This is a genomic window from Rathayibacter sp. Leaf248 (genome assembly GCF_920939495.1).
GTDB lineage: Bacteria > Actinomycetota > Actinomycetes > Actinomycetales > Microbacteriaceae > Rathayibacter > Rathayibacter caricis.
In genome coordinates, this window is record NZ_CAKLAV010000001.1 from 793,225 (window position 1) to 810,539 (window position 17,315).

Below are 17,315 nucleotides of genomic sequence, written 5' to 3' on the forward strand. Positions count from 1 at the left end.
TCGATCATAGGTCGGAGCTCGGACGTCCGACGTGGGAGAAGGCGCCGAGCGCGGAGCGCGGGAGCACCGCGGCGAACGCGCGGCGCGGAGTGCCCGCCGCGATCCGCAGCGCCCGCACCACCCGCGCGCCGGCGGCCCAGCCCGCCGCCTCCGCTGCGGGCACGGGGGCGTAGCGCGCCCGCTCGACCGTGTCGCGGAGGAGCGACAGGTCGTTCCGCGCGGCCGCGTCCTCGCCGAGGGCGTCGCGCAGCAGCGCCTCCTGCGCACGCGGGGAGTCGGTCTCCTCGACCGGCACGCCGAGATCCCTGGCGCTCGCCAGCACCTCCGCCCAGGCGGCCTCCGCCGACCCGGTCGCGGCTGCACGCCGCCGGAGCGAGCGCTGAACGAGGCGGAGGAGCCACGGGACCAGCAGGAGGAGCAGCAGGAGCACCCACGCGGTGACGACGGGCGCCGTCGCCGCCGTCGAGGAGCCGACCGCACCGGGGGTCGCCGTGGCGGAGGACGCGGTCGGCGTCGGGGTCGCCTCCGCCTCCTCGGACTGCTCGGGAGCGGCACCGGCCGACGCCCCGGGCGTCGCGCCGGCCGAGGACGTCGCGCTGGGCAGCGTGTACGACGCCGGAGCGCCCCGGCTCGGGGTGGGCTCGAAGGGCAGCCAGCCGACGCCCTCGAAGAACAGCTCGGGCCAGGCGTGCAGATCGGACGAGAGCAGGCGGTAGTCCGTCAGGTCGCTGCCCGAGGAGGGCACCACGGATCCCGGCTGGTAGCCGATCGCCAGGCGGGACGGGATCCCGAGCTCGCGCGCCATGACCGCCATCGCCGAGGCGAAGTGCACGCAGTAGCCCTCGCGCACCTCGAGGAACGCCTCGAGGACGCCCACGCCGTCGCCGTCGTAGCCCTCCTCGGCCGGGGTGTCCTCGGAGTAGGTGAACTCGGAGGAGCGGAAGAACGACTGCAGCGCGCGCGCCCGGTCGTACGCGTTCCCCGCCTCGGCCGTGACGTCGGCCGCGGTGGTGCCCACCACGTCGGGCACGTCGGCCGGGAGAGCCAGGTAGCGCTCGAGAGCGTCGCCCGACGCCGGTGCGGCGAGCAGCTGCTGCGGGTCGGGCGCGAGGCGCAGCGCCTCGACCCGGTACTCGTCGCCGGCCCGGGTGGTCGCGTCGCCGCGGATCGAGCCGTCCTGCACGTCCTGCAGCCAGCCGTCCCCGACGCCCTCGAGGGAGGAGACCGGGTAGGGCACGGGCAGCCACTGGCTGCGGAGGGTCTCGACCTCGACCTCGACCTGCTCGGTCTCGCGCGGCACGCTCTCGGCGAGGCCCTCGGGAGCGATCGGCTCCTCGACCGGGGCCGTCGCCTCCGTGCCGCTCGGCGCCCAGTTCTCGCCGTCGAAGTCCGAGACCGTGAGCACGCGGAGGTACACGGGCAGATCGGAGTCGGTGGAGTAGCGCAGCACCGTCACCGGGTTGGGCCGGCGCAGGTCGTCGCCCAGCGCCACGACGGGATCGATCGACCCGTTGAACAGGGTGCCCGAGACCCCGGAGGAGGACGGCGTGCGGACGTAGCCGGATGCGGAGCCCGCGAGCAGCCCCGCGGAGACGACGACCACGCCGACGACCGCGACCGACGGCAGGGCGGAGGCGGCGGACAGTCGGCGGGCGGGAGCCCGGCGCTCGGGACGCGATCCCGCGGCGAGCACCCCCGCGTAGGCCAGCGCGGTCAGCACGAGACTCGGCCAGGACACCTCGGAGGGGTCGATGATCGCCGGCACCGCGAGCAGCGCGAGGAGGAACAGCCCGGTCAGCGCGGGCAGCCGCACCGAGAAGGCGAAGAGGTCGGCGGCCCAGGCGAGGACGACGACGCCGCCCACCAGGAGGAACGCGATGCCGCTGTCGGCGGTGGCGGGCAGGCCCTGCTGGGCGATCGAGGTGAATCCGGCCTGGGCGAGGGTCTGCGCGTCGGCGATCGCCGCCGGGGTCGGCAGCAGGAAGAACAGTGCGCGCGCCGGCACGAACATCGCGGTGAGGACGACGACCGCCGTGAGCGTGCCGAGCACGGGCGGCACGACGGGGTGCGCGCGGAGAGCCCGCGCACCCGCGGGCACCGCGAGCACGACTCCGACGGCGAGGGTCAGCTGGACGAGCCAGCCGATGCCCTCGAGCAGTCGGCCCGTGCCCGACGCCGCCGAGACGAGGGCGAGCCAGAGCAGGAGCGAGAGCAGAGCGGAGCCGGCCCGCGGGTCGCGATCGGTGCGCCGGCTCATGCGATCGCCCTCAGCGCGAGGGCCTCGGACCAGGCCTCCTCGATGCTCGTGCGCGCGGTCGTGGCGACCGGGTACCAGCCCAGCGACGAGAGCGCGGCCTCCTCCTCCGCGGTCCCCTCGACGAGGAACGCGATGGCGGGCCGGGCGTGCGAGGCGAGCGACGAGAGCGCGTCCAGGTCCTCCTCGCGGAGGCGGGTGAGCACGGCGAAGACCGGACGCACTCCCCCGGCCTCGCGCATCTCGCCGGCGATCCGCGCGGCGGCGTCGGCCGACTCCTCGGACGGCACGAGCTCCGCGAGCCGGAGCAGGACGTCGTGCGCGACCTCGCGCTCGTCCTCCGAGTGCTGCACGTCGGGCCCCGCGCCGGTCTCGACGAGGTGGGTCTCGAATCCGCGGTCGAGCAGGTGGACGGCCAGCGAGGCGGTCATCGAGACCGCCCACTCGAGTCGGTCGCCGTCGCCGCGCGCTCGACGGCCGTCACCGGCGGGCCGGTCCAGGACGCGGCTCGCCCGCGACTCGAGCAGGATCCACGCGTGCGGATCGGTGTTCTGCTCGTCCTGGCGCACCATCAGCTCGCCGGAGCGCGCGCTCGCGCGCCAGTGGACCCGGCGCATGGCGTCGCCGGGCCGGTAGTCGCGCGGGATGACGTCGTCGGTGCCCGATCCCGCTGTCGCGTGCGCGACCGGGCTCGATCCGCCGGCGCCGAACGCGTCGAGCACGTCGCTCTCGAGCGGCACCGCGCGCGGAGTGACGACGAACGGCTGCGCCGAGCCGACGATGCTCTCGCGCAGAGCCAGCCCGAGGGCCTCGCTGCGCACGATCCGCAGCGGCCCGAGGCGGTGGATCCCGCGTCGTCCCGCGGGCAGGCGGTACCGGGCGCGGACGCGGCTCGACCGCTGTCCTGCACGCGCCACGGGAGGCAGTCCGAACCCGCCGCTCGCGACGGAGCGGCCGGAGTCGTCGCCGCGGTCCCTCCGCGTCAGCCGGTCCTCGGCGCGGGCCGAGCGCAGCGGCCCGCCGCGGTTCTCGAGCACCACGTCGACGTCCACGACGTCGCCGACCGCCACGACGCGCGGCTCGAAGCGCCGCTGCACCTGCACGACCGGCGTCGAGACCGCGAGCGACACGACGGCCCCGAAGGGCAGTCCGAGGAGCACGAGCCCCAGGAACAGCAGCTCGCGGAAGTCCATCAGAGGCGCGGCCACGATCGCCGCCGTGCCGAGCACGACGAAGGCCCAGCCGCGCAGCGTGAGCGCGACCCCGCCCAGCGCGGGGAGGGAGCCGATGCGCGGAGAGGGCCCGTCGAGGCCGCGGCGCTCAGTCGCCACGGCCGCTGAAGGGCACGGGCGTCGACGCCAGAATGCGCTGCACGATCTCGGTCACCGAGTGCGAGGCGCCCGATCCGGAGCGTCCCGGCAGACGGGTCGCAGGGAGCAGGCGGTGGCCGAGGACGGGCACCGCGAGCGCGTCGATGTCGTCCGGCACGACGAAGTCGCGGTCGTTGATCGCTGCGAGCGACTTCGCCGCGGCGATGAGCTGCAGCGTCGCGCGGGGGCTCCCGCCCAGACGCAGCTCCGGATCGATGCGCGTCGCCTGCATGATCGCGACGACGTACTCCTGCACGGGGGGCGCGACGTAGACCGACTGCACGTAGTCGATTATCCGCTCGAGCTCGTCGCGCGTGACGACGGGCCGCAGAGCGTCGAGCGGGCTGGCCGCGTCTCGGGTGCGGATCATCTCGAGCTCGGCGCGCTCGTCGGGGTAGCCGAGCGAGAGCCGGGCCATGAAGCGGTCGCGCTGCGCCTCGGGGAGGCTGTAGGTCCCCTCCATCTCGACGGGGTTCTGCGTCGCCACGACCGCGAAGGGGCGAGGGAGGAGGTGCGTGATGCCGTCGACCGACACCTGGCGCTCCTCCATGCACTCGAGCAGGGCCGACTGCGTCTTGGGCGAGGCGCGGTTGATCTCGTCGCCGATGAGGATGTTCGCGAAGACCGGGCCGGGCTTGAACTCGAAGTCCCGGGTCGCCTGGTTGTACACCGAGACGCCGGTGACGTCGGAGGGCAGCAGGTCCGGGGTGAACTGGATGCGGGCGACGCTGCCGCCGACCGAGGCGGCGAGGGACTTCGCGAGGACGGTCTTGCCGGTGCCCGGCACGTCCTCCATCAGCAGATGGCCGCCGGCGAGGAAGACGGTCAGCGCCATCGAGACCTCAGCGTCCTTGCCGTCGATCACGCTGGTCAGATTGCGGAGGATCGCACCGCAGTGGGCGGTGAACTCCTCGCGGGACATCGGCGCCCGAGCCCCGCTCGGGCCCGCGGGGCCGCCGACAGGGGCGAGGGTGTCATCCAGGGACGTCATGATCATCGATTCTCTCAGTCTCGAACCGGTAACGGGCGGTCGGATCGGGCGGTCTCCCAGCTGCGGGCGCCCCCGTATCCTCGGACGGTGACCAGGATCATCTCCGGCTACGCCGGGTCGCTCACCCTCAAGGTCCCGCGCGCCGGCACCCGTCCCACCAGCGATCGTGTCCGCGAGGCCGTCTTCTCGGCACTCGAGGCGCGCGACGCCCTCGACGAGGCGACGGTCCTCGACCTCTACGCCGGATCCGGAGCACTCGGGCTCGAGGCCGCCAGCCGCGGAGCCGCCTACGTGGTGCTCGTGGAGCGCGATCCCTCCGCCGCCCGGACGATCGATGCGAACGCCCGGGCCGTCGTCTCGGCGGCTGCGGCCGGACGGCTGCCGCGCCCGCGGATCGAGGTGGTCACCTCGTCCGTCCGCTCGTTCCTCGACCGCGCCGCAGGACTGCTCGCCGACACGGTGCTCCTGGACCCGCCCTACGACGTCACCGAGGAGGAGCTCGCGGCCGATCTGGCGGGCGTGCTGCCGCTGCTGCACGAGCACGCCGTCGTGGTCGTCGAGCGGAGCTCCCGCAGCCCGGAGCCGACGTGGCCCGCCGGACTCGAGCGCGAGCGCCGCAAGGACTACGGGGACACCACGATCTGGTGGGCCTCCCGCTCCGAGGCCGACTAGCGGGTCACCCCGCGGCGCCGTCCCAGCCGAGGTAGGGGTCCCATCCGCCGCGGTCCTCGAGAGCCGCTCCGCCGAGCCGGACCTCGGGAGCGCCCTCGCGGACCCGCCCGAGCACGGTGAAGCCGACGGGGAGCGCGACGCCCTCCGGGAAGCAGGCGAGCATCGCGTGGTCCTCGCCGCCGCCCAGCACGAGCGAGCGGGCCAGCGAGGCGTCGATGCCGTCGACATCGGTCAGTGCAGCGGCGTGCGCGTCGACCGCCGCCGGATCGAGGTCGAGGACCACTCCGCTCGCACGCGCCATCCGCCGCGCGTCGAGGACGACGCCGTCGGAGACGTCCATCATCGCGGTGGCGGAGCCGCCGGCGGCGATCCCCGCCGCGATCGGCGAGGTCGGCCGCAGCTGTGCGTCGAGGACCGCCGGCAGCCGCTCCCGGAGCCGCGCCGCGAGTCGCGAGGACGGCACGCCGTCCTCCTGCGCCCGCTCGAAGAGCAGCCGCAGTCCGAGGCCCGCCGCGCCCAGGTTCCCCGCCACGGCCAGCACGTCACCCGGACGGGCTCCGCTCCGCAGCACGGGCGCCCGGTCGTCGAGCGAGCCGAACGCGGTGATCGAGAGGGTGAGGGTCGCCGAGGCCGAGAGGTCTCCCCCGACCACCCCGCAGCCCGGAGCCATCGCCGCGCACCCCGCGGCCAGACCGTCGGCGATCCCCTCCAGCACGTCGACGCCGAGCTCCTGCGGCGCGGCGATCGCGACCACCAGCGCCGTCGGGCGGGCGCCCATCGCCGCGACGTCCGAGAGGTTGGACGCCGCCGCCTTCCAGCCGAGGTCGAACGGAGTGGACCACGCGAGCCGGAAGTCCGGGCCGTGCACCATCATGTCCGTGGTGACGACGAAGCGGCCGTCGGGAGCACGCACCACGGCGCAGTCGTCGCCGGGCCCGACCAGCGTCTCGGCACCCGCGGATCCGGCGGACAGCCGGGCGAGCACCCGAGTCAGGACCTCGCGCTCGCTCAGCTCGGCCAGCGACGGGGCGGCCGGCGGGGAGGCGGCGTCGGCCGCGGTGGAGCTCTGATCCGGTGCCATGGTTGACACGCTAGCCTGGCTCGCGATGTCCCCCCGCCGCCTCGCCTGCCCCCTCGCCGCCCTGTCCGCCGTGCTCCTGCTCAGCGGCTGCTCCGCCCCGGTCGCGCTCGAACCGGCCGCGGACGCGACGAGCGCCGAGTGCGCCGAGGTCTCGGTCCGACTGCCGGATGTCGTGGCGGGCCAGCCCGAGCGCGAGACGAACGCGCAGGGCACCGGCGCCTGGGGCACCCCGGCCGCGGTCATCCTGCACTGCGGAGTCGAGGTGCCCGGCCCCACGACCGACCTCTGCGTCTCGGTCAGCGGGGTCGACTGGATCATCGACGAGTCGCAGGCGGCCGACGACGTGTACACGCTGACGACGTACGGGCGCGATCCGGCCGTCGAGATCACCGTCGACCAGAGCCGCGCCTCCGGCACCTCGGCCGTCGTCGACCTGGCCGAGTCGGTGTCCTACCTGCCGAAGGTCGGCGAGTGCACGAACGTGTCCGAGACCGACACCCTCGACACGACCGGGACGCCCGAGGGCTGAGCTCAGCGGCCGAGCGCCGTCCGCACCATCCGCAGTGCCTCGTCCGGAGCGACGCCGAGCGCGCGCATCCGCTCGGCGAACGCGACCGCCGCGAGCTGCGCCTCGTGGCCCACACCCTCCGCTCCGCGCGCGACGACGGTGCCGGAGCGACCGCGCGTCTCGACGACACCGGCCGCCTCGAGCTCCTTGTAGGCGCGCGCGACCGTCCCCGCGGCGATGCCCAGCGTCTCTGCCAGGGCGCGCACCGGCGGGAGCCGCGTGCCGACGATCAGCGCGCCGTCGGCCACCTGCGCGGTGATCTGCTCCCGGATCTGCTCGAAGGGAGCGGTCGGTCCCGCCTCGAGGCGCAGCCCCAGGGCCGGATCCGTCACGCCACCGCGACCGGGCGGCGCTCGAGGGCCAGCTCGATCAGCTCCGTGATGAGGTCGGGGTACTCGACGCCGCTCGCCCCCCACATCCGCGGGAACATCGAGATCGGCGTGAATCCGGGCATCGTGTTGATCTCGTTCACCACGAAGCCGTCGGCGGTGAGGAAGAAGTCGACGCGGGCCAGTCCTTCTGCCCCGATCGCCTCGAACCCGCGCACCGCCAGCTCGCGCATCTCGGCGAGCTCGTCGGCGCTGAGGTCGGCGGGGCAGACCAGGTCGATGCCTGCCGCCCCGAGGTACTTGGCCTCGAAGTCGTAGAAGCCGCGGCCCGAGATCACGATCTCGCCGGCGACGGAGGAGCGCGGCAGCTCCCCGCGACGACCGCCGAGCACGCCGATCTCGACCTCGCGGCCCACGATCGCCGATTCGACGAGCACGCGGGAGTCGTGCGAGAACGCCTCGTCGAGAGCCGCAGCGAGGTCCGCGCGGTCGTCGACCCGACTCACTCCGACGCTGGAGCCGGCTCGCGCCGGCTTCACGAAAGCGGGCAACCCGAGCTCGTCGAGCGCCGCCTCGGCGTCGCCGGGGGCCGCGCGCCACTCCGCCTCGGTCACCGTGTACCAGGGCGCGACCTCGATGCCGGCCGCGCGCAGCACCGTCTTGGTGAAGTGCTTGTCCATGCCGAGCGCCGAGGCGAGCACGCCCGAGCCGACGTAGGGCAGGCCCACGAGCTCGAGGAGCCCCTGGATCGTGCCGTCCTCGCCCCACGGCCCGTGCAGGATCGGGAACACGACGTCGACGTCCCCGAGCGACTCGGTCGAGCCGTCGGCCCGCGTGACGCTCAGCTCGCGCGAGAGCACCGACTCCGGCCAGCGCACGCGGCTGCCGTCGTCGTGCACGCGGGGCAGGGCCGCCGCGTCGAGCGCGAACTTCTCGGGACGGTCCTCCTCGAGCACGAACGCGCCGTCGACGGTGATCCCGACCGGGATCACCTCGAAGCGGTCACGGTCGATCGCCCTCAGGACCCCTGCCGCCGTGGCGCAGCTGATCGAGTGCTCGCTGGAGCGCCCCCCGAACAGAACGGCGACGCGGAGCTTGCTGGTCATCGAGGTTCCTCTCACCCTGTGGCTCGTCCGAATCCGTGGTCAGGTGCGGCGCGATGTCCTTCGGGTCGAGCGTACCGGCGAGCACCTGCGACACCTGCTGGACGATGGGCATGTCGACTCCGCGCGCACGGGCGAGCTCCAGGACGGGGGCCACGGACGCGAGTCCCTCCGCCGTCTGCTGCATCGACTTCACCACGTCGGTGAAGCTGTAGCCCTGCCCGAGCAGCCGCCCGGCGGTGTTGTTGCGCGAGAGCGACGAGCTCGAGGTGGCGATGAGGTCGCCCAGCCCCGCGAGACCGGACATCGTCTCCGGCCGGCCCCCGTAGGCGACCGCGAAGTCGGTCATCTCGGCGAGGCCGCGCGTGATGATCGACGCCTTCGTGTTCTCGCCGTAGCCGACCCCGTCGACGATGCCGATGGCCACCGCGATCAGGTTCTTCAGCACGCCGCCGAACTCGGTGCCGATCACGTCGGTGTTCACGTAGGAGCGGAAGTAGCGGTTGGTGGCGGCGAGGGCCACCTCCTGAGCGGTGACGAGGCTCTCGGAGGCGATGACCGCCGCTGTCGGCTGCTCCTTCGCGATCTCGAGAGCGAGGTTGGGCCCGGAGGCGACCGCGATGCGGCTCGGATCGATCGGCAGCATCTGCGCGATCACCTCGCTCATCCGCAGTCCCGTGCTCTTCTCCACGCCCTTCATCAGGCTGATCAGCACCGTGCGCTCGGTGAGGAACGGAGTGATCGCCTCGAGGTTGCCGCGCAGCGACTGCGACGGGATCGAGAGGTAGACGTGGTCGGCGCCCTCGAGCGCTTCCTCGATGCGCGGTGTCGCGCGGATCTTGCGCGGCAGGTTGATGCCGGGCAGGTAGTCGCTGTTGCGCTTGGCCTCGGTGATCTCGCGGGCGAGCTCGCTCCGGCGCGCCCACATCACGACGTCCGATCCTCCGTCCGCCAGGATCTTGGCGAACGTGGTCCCCCAGCTCCCCGCTCCCAGAACCGCGACACGGCGCGGGACCGGGATCGGAGCGGATCTCCTACTGCTCGGACTCAAAGCGTCCCGTCCCCTTCTGGTTGTGCTCGGACGGGTTCCACCGGGTGGCCGGCGCGGTCTCGCCGCGCAGCTCCTCGAGCAGTGCGGTGATCGCGGCCATGACGACCGCCGACGCCTCGTTCAGCGTGACGGCGTCGAGGCTGCGCCCGCGGAACGCCGACAGGTCGACGGGATCGCCGATCAGGATGTCGACGCGCTTGCGCCGGAAGAGCGTGAGCTTCTTGGAGTAGCGGCCCATCAGCTGCTGCGTGCCCCAGTGCGCCGCGGGGATCACGGGCAGGTCGTACTGCAGCGCCATGCGCACCGCCCCGGTCTTGCCGCGCATCGGCCAGAGCTCGGGGTCACGGGTGAGCGAGCCCTCGGGGTAGATGATCACCGAGCGCTGCTCGTCGACGAGCGCCTTCGCCGCCTTGAGCGGCTCGTTCCCGCGGACGGTCCCGGCGCGCTCGACCGGGATCTGCCCCGACGCGCGCAGGAGCGCCCCGAGGACGGGGACCTTGAACAGCGACGCCTTCGCGAGGAACCGCGGCGCGCGCCCCAGCTTCCAGAGCGTCCACCCGGTGATGATCGGGTCGATCTCGCTGTAGTGATTCGGCGCGAAGACGAAGGCGCCGGTGCTCGGGACCTTGTGGCCGTCGCGGACGCGGAGGTCGACGGAGGCGGTCATCGCGGGGATCACCGCGGCCGCGAGGAACCAGAAGACGGACGGACGGCTGCGTTCAGACACCCGCCCATCCTGCCATCGACCCTCGTCGACGCGGCCCGCCCACGCCCGCCGCGCCCGGGCCGGTGCTCCGTTCCGCGGGGCTGTAGCGTTCGATCGTGCCCGAGCGACCGCTGAATCCGAGTGCCTCCGGCACTGTGAGGGCGGCGGGCCGGGTCCTGCGCGAGAGCCTCCCGGCGCTCGCCTTCCTCGGCCCTCTGCTTCTGTGGGCGGTGCTCTCCGCCATCGGAGTCGACAGCGGGTCTCGCGACGCCGTGCTGGAGCAGATCCTGAGCACGACCCCGATCGTCGCCGGCGCGATCGTCCTCGTCCTCGTGCTCGGCCTGGTCGCGACGGTGATCGTCCGGCACGTGGCGGGCCCGCTCGTGCTCGTGCGCGCCGAAGCCTCCGGCGGAGTCGCCGCCGTCGGGACGCGTCGCCTGCACCGACTGCTGCGCTGGCTGGACCCGGACGCTCCGTCACCGCTCCTGCGCACGTTCGTCGTCGTCCGCCCGGAGCCGGACCACCTGGTGATCGCCACCGGCGAGCACGAGTCGCGCATCCCGTGGTCGCGCACTCGAGGAGTGGAACGCCACGGCTCGGTCCTCGTGCTCGGCGTCACGAGGGGAGCCCGTGCCCGCCTCCTGACGCTCCGTCTCGTCGAGGGACCCGGGCTGCTGGGACTGCGGCGAGCTCCTGAGGAGACGGCTGACCGGCTGCACGCCCGACTGCAGCAGCGGATCCCCGCTGTCGGTCGGCCGAAGTCCCGCGCAGTCTGGGGCTCGCGTCGCGGCTGACGCTCCCGCTACCGAGCGTCGCGGTAGCGCCACATCGTCAGCGTCCCGAACACCGCGACGAGCCCCGTCGCCCACACGAGCGTCAGCACGAGCTCCGCACCCGGGTCCGCTCCCGCCATCAGCGCCCGCACGGCGGTGACCAGGTGCGAGACCGGATTGACCTCGACGAAGGACTGCAGCCAGCCCGGCATCGTGGCGGGGTCGACGAAGATGTTGCTGCCGAAGGTGATCGGCGTGATCACGAGCATGCTCACGCCCATCACGGAGCCGGAGGTGCGCAGCACCAGGCTGAGGAACGTCCAGATCCAGCCGAGCGCGAACGCGAAGACGAGCAGCAGGAGCACTCCGAGCACGACGCCGACCACTCCTCCGCCCGGTCGGAAGCCCAGCAGGAGGCCGAGGCAGACGGTGATCACCGCCGAGATGGTGAAACGCACCGCGTCGCCGAGCAGCATGCCGACGAGCGCGGAGGGACGCCAGATCGGCAGCGACCGGAAGCGGTCGAAGACCCCGCGATCCAGATCGGTCCGCAGCGTCGTGCCCGTGTACATCGTGATCATGATCACGCCCTGCACCAGGATCCCGGGCAGCAGGAACTGGATGTAGTCGACCGTGCTCCCGGCCAGCGCCCCGCCGAAGAGGAAGGTGAAGAGCAGCGTGAACATGATCGGGAACACCGTCACGTCGAACAGCTGCTCCGGCACGTGCTTGATCTTCAGCAGCGCGCGCCAGCCGAACGTGAGGGACGTCGAGAGGGGCCCCGGCGGAGTCGGCCGCTCGCCCTGCACGAGGACGGCGAGGAGAGCCTCGCGATCCGGTGCGGTCTCGCGGGCGGTGTCGAGACTCATGCGGCCTCCTCCGTGCTCGTGGTCTGCGGCCTGCCGGTCAGCGCGAGGAACACCTCGTCGAGGGAGGGCTGGCCGAGCGAGAACTGGGCGAGCTCGATGCCGGCGCCCTCCAGCGCGGTCAGGGCACGGGTGACGTCACGGGCGGAGCCGTCCACGCGCGCCGCGAGGGCTGCCGGATCGGCCTCCTCCCGCACCTCGACTCCGAGCACCGCCTCGAGGAGCCGCCGCGCCTCGCCCCGGGACGCGGGATCGAGCACGCGGACGTGCAGCGACCCGGATCCGACCGACGCCTTCAGCTCCCCCGGCGTGCCCTCGGCGATCACCCGGCCGGTGTCGATGACGCTGATGCGGTCGGCGAGCCGGTCGGCCTCGTCGAGGTACTGGGTCGTCAGGAGCACCGTCGTGCCGCTCGCCACCATCGCGCGGACGATGTCCCACACCTCGTTGCGGCTGCGCGGGTCCAGCCCGGTCGTCGGCTCGTCGAGGAACAGCAGCTCCGGAGTGACCACGATGCTCGCCGCGATGTCGATCCGGCGCCGCATCCCGCCCGAGAACTTCTTCACCTGCCGGTCGGCCGCCTCGCCCAGGTGGAACGCGTCGAGCAGGTCGTCGGCCCGTCGCGACGCGCGCGAGCCGGTGTAGCCGAAGAGCCGCCCGATCAGCCGGAGGTTCTCGCGGCCGGTGAGGTCCTCGTCGACCGACGCGAACTGGCCCGTGAGGCTGACCTTCCGCCGCACCTCCTTCGCCTCGGTGACGACGTCGTGCCCCAGCACCAGTGCGCGTCCGGCGTCCGGCCGCAGGAGTGTCGCGAGGACGCGGATGGTCGTCGTCTTGCCGGCACCGTTCGGGCCGAGGAAGCCGTGCACCCCGCCGCGCGGGATCTCGAGATCGACGCCGTCGATCGCTCGGGTCGTGCCGAACGTCTTGACCAGCCCTTCAGTGGAGACGGCCGGATCGTCCATGGTCGCTCCTCGTCCGCGGCGGCTCCGGCGGACCCCTCCGCCTGAGAATGCGCACACCGTACGCCCAGGACGAGGAGCTCGGCAAGACCCCCGGGAACGACGGAGGAGCCCGACGATGCGGGCTCCTCCGGAGGGTCTGACGGGCGGTGCGGCTACGCGTCGAGCGAGAAGTCGGCGCCGAGCAGTTCGAGCTTCGTCAGGAAGTTCTCGTAGCCGCGGCTGATGATGCCCACGTTCGAGACCGTCGAGGTGCCCTCGGCCGAGAGCGCCGCGATCAGGTGCGAGAACCCGCCGCGCAGGTCCGGCACCACGATGTCCGCGCCGTGCAGCTTCGACGGACCGGAGATGACGGCCGAGTGCATGAAGTTGCGCTGGCCGAAGCGGCACGCCTGCCCGCCGAGGCACTCGCGGTGGATCTGGATGGTCGCACCCATCTCGACCAGGGCGTCGACGAAGCCGAAGCGCTGCTCGTAGACGGTCTCGTGGACGATCGACACGCCCTTCGCCTTGGTGAGCGCCACGACGAGCGGCTGCTGCCAGTCGGTCATGAAGCCGGGGTGCACGTCGGTCTCGATGATGACCGGCTTCAGCTCGCCACCGGGGTGGTAGAAGCGGATGCCGTCCTCAGCGATCTCGAACGCGCCGCCGACCTTGCGGAAGACGTTGAGGAACGTCGTCATCTCCTGCTGGCGGGCGCCGCCGACGAAGATGTCGCCGTCGGTCGCGAGGGCCGCGGCCGCCCAGGAGGCGGCCTCGTTGCGGTCGAACAGGGCGCGGTGGGTGTAGCCCTCGAGGCGGTCCACGCCCTCGATGCGGATCACGCGGTCGGTGTCGACCGAGATGATGGCGCCCATCTTCTGCAGGATGTTGATGAGATCCATGATCTCGGGCTCGATGGCCGCACCCGACAGCTCGGTGATGCCCGAGGCGCGCACCGCGGTCAGCAGCACCTGCTCGGTGGCGCCGACGCTGGGGTAGGGCAGCGCGACCTTGGCGCCGTGCAGGCCCTCGGGGGCCGACATCCGGATGCCGGAGGGCAGCTTCTCGACGATGGCGCCGAAGTTGCGCAGCACCTCGAGGTGGTAGTCGATCGGACGGTCGCCGATCCGGCAGCCGCCGAGGTCGGGGATGAACGCCTCGCCCAGGCGGTGCAGGAGCGGTCCGCAGAAGAGGATCGGGATGCGGCTGGAGCCGGCGTGCGCGTCGATGTCGGCGAAGTGCGCCGACTCGACGTTCGAGGGGTCGAGGATCAGCTCGCCCACCTCGGGGCCCTGCTGCACCTTCACTCCGTGCACCTCGAGGAGGCCCTTCACGACGCGGACGTCGCTGATGTCCGGGACGTCGCGCAGCGTCGAGGCGGTCTCGCCGAGCAGCGCCGCGACCATGGCCTTGGTGACGAGGTTCTTCGCGCCCTTGAGCTCGATGCGGCCCTTCAGCGGGCGACCGCCGTTGATCGTGATCCGCTCGGTCATCATCCCCACCCGCGCCCCGGACGCCTTCGCGTCCTGGAGGGCCTTCGCATCCTGAAGAAGTGTGTTCACGCTATTTCACCGGCAATGTCTTGGGCCGCCAGCTCTCGCGGCGGGTCTCGAATTCGGAGATGCGCGCTTCGTCGCGCAGAGTCAGACCGATGTCGTCCAACCCCTCGATCAGGCGCCAACGAGTGTAGTCGTCGACCTCGAAGGGGAAGGACTCGCCACCGGCGGTGACCGTACGCGCAACCAGATCGACGGTCAGTTCTATTCCCGGCTGCGCGTCGATGAGCTCCCAGAGGCGCTCGATCGCCTCCTCGGCGACCGCCGCGGCGAGCAGCCCCTGCTTGCCGGAGTTGCCCCGGAAGATGTCGCCGAAGCGGGAGGACAGGACGACCCGGAAGCCGAAGTCGCGCAGCGCCCAGACCGCGTGCTCGCGGCTGGAGCCGGTGCCGAAGTCGGGACCCGCGACGAGGATCTGCGCCCCCTGGAACGCCGGCCGGTTGAGGACGAAGTCCTCCTCCTGGCGCCAGCCGTGGAACAGCGCGTCCTCGAAACCGGTCTTGGTGACGCGCTTGAGGAACACCGCCGGGATGATCTGGTCGGTGTCGACGTTGCTGCGCTTCAGCGGCGCGGCGATGCCGGTGACGGTCTCGAACTTGTCCATGATCAGGCCTCCACCAGTTCTCGAGCGGGCTCCAGATCGGAGGGACTGGAGAGGGTGCCGCGCACGGCGGTCGCGGCGGCGACGAGCGGGGACACGAGGTGCGTGCGTCCGCCCTTGCCCTGGCGTCCCTCGAAGTTGCGGTTCGACGTCGAGGCGCAGCGCTCTCCCGGGGCGAGCTGATCCGGGTTCATGCCCAGGCACATCGAGCAGCCGGCGAACCGCCACTCCGCGCCGAAGTCGGTGAACACGCGGTCCAGGCCCTCGGCCTCGGCCTCGATCCGCACGCGGGCGGAGCCGGGCACCACCATGACGCGCACGCCCGGCGCCTTGGTCCGGCCCTTGATGACGGAGGCGAAGGCCCGCAGGTCCTCGATGCGGGAGTTGGTGCAGGAGCCCATGAAGACCGCGTCCACCGGGATCTCCTTCATCGGGGTGCCGGCCTCGAGGTCCATGTACTCCAGCGCGCGACGGGCGTTGGAGCGCTCGTTCGGGTCGGCGATGGCCTCCGGGTCCGGGACGGACTGCGACAGCGACACTCCCTGGCCGGGGTTCGTGCCCCAGGTCACGAAGGGCTCGAGCGCGTCGGCGTCCAGCACGACCTCGGCGTCGTAGGAGGCGCCCTCGTCGCTGGGCAGCGTGCGCCAGTAGGCGACCGCCTCGTCCCAGTCCTGACCCGAGGGGGCGTGGGGGCGGCCCTTCAGATAGGCGAAGGTCGTCTCGTCGGGGGCGACCATGCCCGCGCGGGCGCCGGCCTCGATCGACATGTTGCAGATCGTCATCCGGCCCTCCATCGAGAGCGCGCGGATGGCGGAGCCGCGGTACTCGAGCACGTAGCCCTGTCCGCCTCCGGTGCCGATCTTCGCGATGACGGCCAGGATGATGTCCTTCGCCGTCACCCCCTCCTTCAGCTCGCCCTCGACGGTGATCGCCATCGTCTTGAACGGCTTGAGCGGCAGGGTCTGCGTGGCCATGACGTGCTCGACCTCGCTGGTGCCGATGCCGAACGCCATCGCGCCGAACGCGCCGTGCGTCGAGGTGTGTGAGTCGCCGCAGACGACGGTGATGCCGGGCATCGTCAGCCCGAGCTGCGGGCCGACCACGTGCACGATGCCCTGCTCGATGTCGCCCAGCGAGTGCAGGCGGACGCCGAACTCCTCGGCGTTGCGGCGCAGCGTGTGGATCTGGGTGCGGCTCGTCAGATCGGCGATCGGCTTGTCGATGGCGAGGGTCGGGGTGTTGTGGTCCTCGGTCGCGATCGTCAGATCGGGGCGGCGCACGGGGCGGCCGGCCAGGCGGAGTCCGTCGAAGGCCTGCGGGCTGGTGACCTCGTGCACGAGGTGCAGGTCGATGTAGATGAGGTCGGGGGTGCCGTCCTCGCCCTTGGCGACGAGGTGGTCGTCCCAGACCTTCTCGGCGAGGGTGCGCGGCCGGGCGGTCCCGGACTCGATGGAGCTGTCGTTCATGACGGGTTTCTCTTCCTCAGGAATGGTGGTCAGCCCACGGGAGACACCGCGACGAGGGAGGCCTGTCAGATCGAGGTCTCGTCGCGGCGGAGAAGAAGGAGCCGGCCGGTCAGCATCCCCAGAGACTAGCACCGCGGCGGCCCTGCTCCCGGGGACGCCACGAGGCCGCTCCCGGCCGATCGCGGCGGAGGATCCTCGCGGCTCAGCGCCGCTGCTCGAGGACCGCGTCGATCACGACCACGGTCACGTTGTCGCGCCCGCCCGCCTCGATCGCGGCGCGGACGAGGGCCGCGGCGAGGTCGGGAGCGCCGATCGCGCCCGCGTCCCGGCGCGCGAACAGAGCGGCGATCTCGGCGTCCGAGAGCTCCTTCGTCAGACCGTCGGAGCAGAGCAGGTAGCTCGAGCGCGGGAGGACCGGCAGGGTCCAGACGTCCGTCTCGACCTCGTCGTCGGCGCCGAGCGCGCGGGTGACGATGTTGCGGTCCGGATGCGTCTCCGCGAGCTCCCGGGTGAGCAGGCCCGCCGAGACGAGTTCCTGCACGGCGGAGTGGTCGACGGTGAGCTGCTCGAGGTCGGACCCGTCCCAGCGGTACGCGCGGGAGTCGCCGACGTTGAACAGCGCCCAGCGCGCGGGCCCCGCCCCGTCGGGCCGCACCAGGGTGAGCCCGGTGAGGGTGGTGCCGCAGAGCGCTCCTCCGACGTCGAGCCCGCGGACCGCGGCGTTCGCGGCCTCGACGAGATCGAAGACGGCGTCCACCTGTCCGATGACCGCGGGGGTGTTCGCCCGCAGGGCGTCGACGGCGGTGGCGCTGGCGAGGTCGCCGCGCGCGTGACCGCCCATGCCGTCCGCGACGGCCAGGAGCAGCTCGTCGGCCAGCAGCGCGTCCTCGTTGACGCGCCGCACGTTCCCCACGTCGGTGCTGCTGGTCACGCTCAGGTGAAGCACGCCCTGGGGCAGGTCGACGTCCAGGGGGGTCATCCGGC

At 72.6% G+C, this 17,315-nt stretch carries 17 protein-coding genes; 3 read left to right on the forward strand and 14 right to left on the reverse strand.

Annotation, left to right across the window (positions count from 1 at the left end; genetic code table 11):
• Positions 1-4: 4 nt before the first annotated feature.
• From LRG51_RS04005 to LRG51_RS04015, 3 genes are read right to left on the reverse strand one after another with little or no spacing between them, the layout of a single operon-like run.
• The gene (locus LRG51_RS04005) at positions 5-2,257 is read right to left on the reverse strand and encodes a DUF3488 and transglutaminase-like domain-containing protein (protein ID WP_055793003.1); all 2,253 of its coding nucleotides are present in this window, start codon (positions 2,255-2,257) and stop codon (positions 5-7) included.
• Positions 2,254-3,585 (reverse strand): DUF58 domain-containing protein, encoded by a 1,332-nt coding sequence (locus tag LRG51_RS04010; RefSeq protein ID WP_055793004.1) that lies wholly within the window; start codon positions 3,583-3,585, stop codon positions 2,254-2,256. The genes LRG51_RS04005 and LRG51_RS04010 overlap by 4 nt, the downstream gene beginning before the upstream one ends.
• Complete coding sequence (locus tag LRG51_RS04015) at positions 3,575-4,546, reverse strand: AAA family ATPase (protein ID WP_230673079.1); 972 nt, start codon at positions 4,544-4,546, stop codon at positions 3,575-3,577. Before LRG51_RS04015 ends, LRG51_RS04010 begins: the two co-directional genes overlap by 11 nt.
• A 156-nt stretch (positions 4,547-4,702) precedes the next feature.
• Between LRG51_RS04015 and rsmD the strand changes: the two genes are divergently transcribed.
• Positions 4,703-5,287, forward strand: a complete 585-nt coding sequence (gene rsmD, locus LRG51_RS04020; protein ID WP_055793007.1) for a 16S rRNA (guanine(966)-N(2))-methyltransferase RsmD — start codon at positions 4,703-4,705, stop codon at positions 5,285-5,287.
• Between the two features lie 4 nt (positions 5,288-5,291).
• On the opposite strand, the gene thiL is transcribed toward rsmD, so the two are convergent.
• Positions 5,292-6,368 carry a thiamine-phosphate kinase gene (gene thiL, locus LRG51_RS04025; RefSeq protein WP_230671287.1) on the reverse strand — a complete coding sequence of 359 codons (1,077 nt, stop codon included), beginning with the start codon at positions 6,366-6,368 and terminating at the stop codon, positions 5,292-5,294.
• On the opposite strand from thiL, the gene LRG51_RS04030 reads away from it, so the two are divergent.
• Positions 6,367-6,897, forward strand: a complete 531-nt coding sequence (locus LRG51_RS04030) for a DUF3515 domain-containing protein (protein ID WP_230671289.1) — start codon at positions 6,367-6,369, stop codon at positions 6,895-6,897. The genes thiL and LRG51_RS04030 overlap by 2 nt on opposite strands.
• 2 nt (positions 6,898-6,899) lie before the next feature.
• Here the strand turns inward: LRG51_RS04030 and LRG51_RS04035 are convergent, their stop codons facing one another.
• The 4 genes from LRG51_RS04035 to LRG51_RS04050 are packed head-to-tail and all read right to left on the reverse strand — an operon-like array spanning position 6,900 to position 10,086.
• Positions 6,900-7,268 carry a GntR family transcriptional regulator gene (locus tag LRG51_RS04035; protein WP_200931015.1) on the reverse strand — a complete coding sequence of 123 codons (369 nt, stop codon included), beginning with the start codon at positions 7,266-7,268 and terminating at the stop codon, positions 6,900-6,902.
• Positions 7,265-8,371: a D-alanine--D-alanine ligase family protein gene (locus LRG51_RS04040; RefSeq protein ID WP_055793013.1), complete on the reverse strand. Its 1,107-nt coding sequence runs from the start codon at positions 8,369-8,371 to the stop codon at positions 7,265-7,267. The genes LRG51_RS04035 and LRG51_RS04040 overlap by 4 nt, the downstream gene beginning before the upstream one ends.
• A complete protein-coding gene (locus LRG51_RS04045; protein ID WP_230671291.1) occupies positions 8,268-9,419 on the reverse strand; it encodes an NAD(P)H-dependent glycerol-3-phosphate dehydrogenase in 1,152 nt (383 codons plus the stop codon). Before LRG51_RS04045 ends, LRG51_RS04040 begins: the two co-directional genes overlap by 104 nt.
• The gene (locus LRG51_RS04050) at positions 9,403-10,086 is read right to left on the reverse strand and encodes a lysophospholipid acyltransferase family protein (protein ID WP_082481546.1); all 684 of its coding nucleotides are present in this window, start codon (positions 10,084-10,086) and stop codon (positions 9,403-9,405) included. The genes LRG51_RS04045 and LRG51_RS04050 overlap by 17 nt, the downstream gene beginning before the upstream one ends.
• Before the next feature lie 155 nt (positions 10,087-10,241).
• Here LRG51_RS04050 and LRG51_RS04055 point away from each other — a divergent pair, with 155 nt between their 5' ends.
• Positions 10,242-10,919, forward strand: a complete 678-nt coding sequence (locus tag LRG51_RS04055; protein ID WP_157603172.1) for a hypothetical protein — start codon at positions 10,242-10,244, stop codon at positions 10,917-10,919.
• Between the two features lie 8 nt (positions 10,920-10,927).
• On the opposite strand, the gene LRG51_RS04060 is transcribed toward LRG51_RS04055, so the two are convergent.
• The 6 genes from LRG51_RS04060 to LRG51_RS04085 form a co-directional block, all read right to left on the reverse strand.
• Complete coding sequence (locus LRG51_RS04060; RefSeq protein WP_055793025.1) at positions 10,928-11,767, reverse strand: ABC transporter permease; 840 nt, start codon at positions 11,765-11,767, stop codon at positions 10,928-10,930.
• Positions 11,764-12,729 carry an ATP-binding cassette domain-containing protein gene (locus LRG51_RS04065; RefSeq protein ID WP_055793028.1) on the reverse strand — a complete coding sequence of 322 codons (966 nt, stop codon included), beginning with the start codon at positions 12,727-12,729 and terminating at the stop codon, positions 11,764-11,766. Before LRG51_RS04065 ends, LRG51_RS04060 begins: the two co-directional genes overlap by 4 nt.
• Positions 12,730-12,881: 152 nt before the next feature.
• Positions 12,882-14,201: a UDP-N-acetylglucosamine 1-carboxyvinyltransferase gene (murA, locus tag LRG51_RS04070; protein ID WP_170116425.1), complete on the reverse strand. Its 1,320-nt coding sequence runs from the start codon at positions 14,199-14,201 to the stop codon at positions 12,882-12,884.
• A gap of 70 nt (positions 14,202-14,271) precedes the next feature.
• Positions 14,272-14,868: a 3-isopropylmalate dehydratase small subunit gene (gene leuD / locus LRG51_RS04075; RefSeq protein WP_055793035.1), complete on the reverse strand. Its 597-nt coding sequence runs from the start codon at positions 14,866-14,868 to the stop codon at positions 14,272-14,274.
• A 2-nt stretch (positions 14,869-14,870) separates the two neighbouring features.
• Positions 14,871-16,331 (reverse strand): 3-isopropylmalate dehydratase large subunit, encoded by a 1,461-nt coding sequence (leuC, locus tag LRG51_RS04080; RefSeq protein WP_230671293.1) that lies wholly within the window; start codon positions 16,329-16,331, stop codon positions 14,871-14,873.
• A gap of 202 nt (positions 16,332-16,533) precedes the next feature.
• A complete protein-coding gene (locus tag LRG51_RS04085) occupies positions 16,534-17,310 on the reverse strand; it encodes a PP2C family protein-serine/threonine phosphatase (protein WP_055793041.1) in 777 nt (258 codons plus the stop codon).
• Positions 17,311-17,315 lie beyond the last annotated feature (5 nt).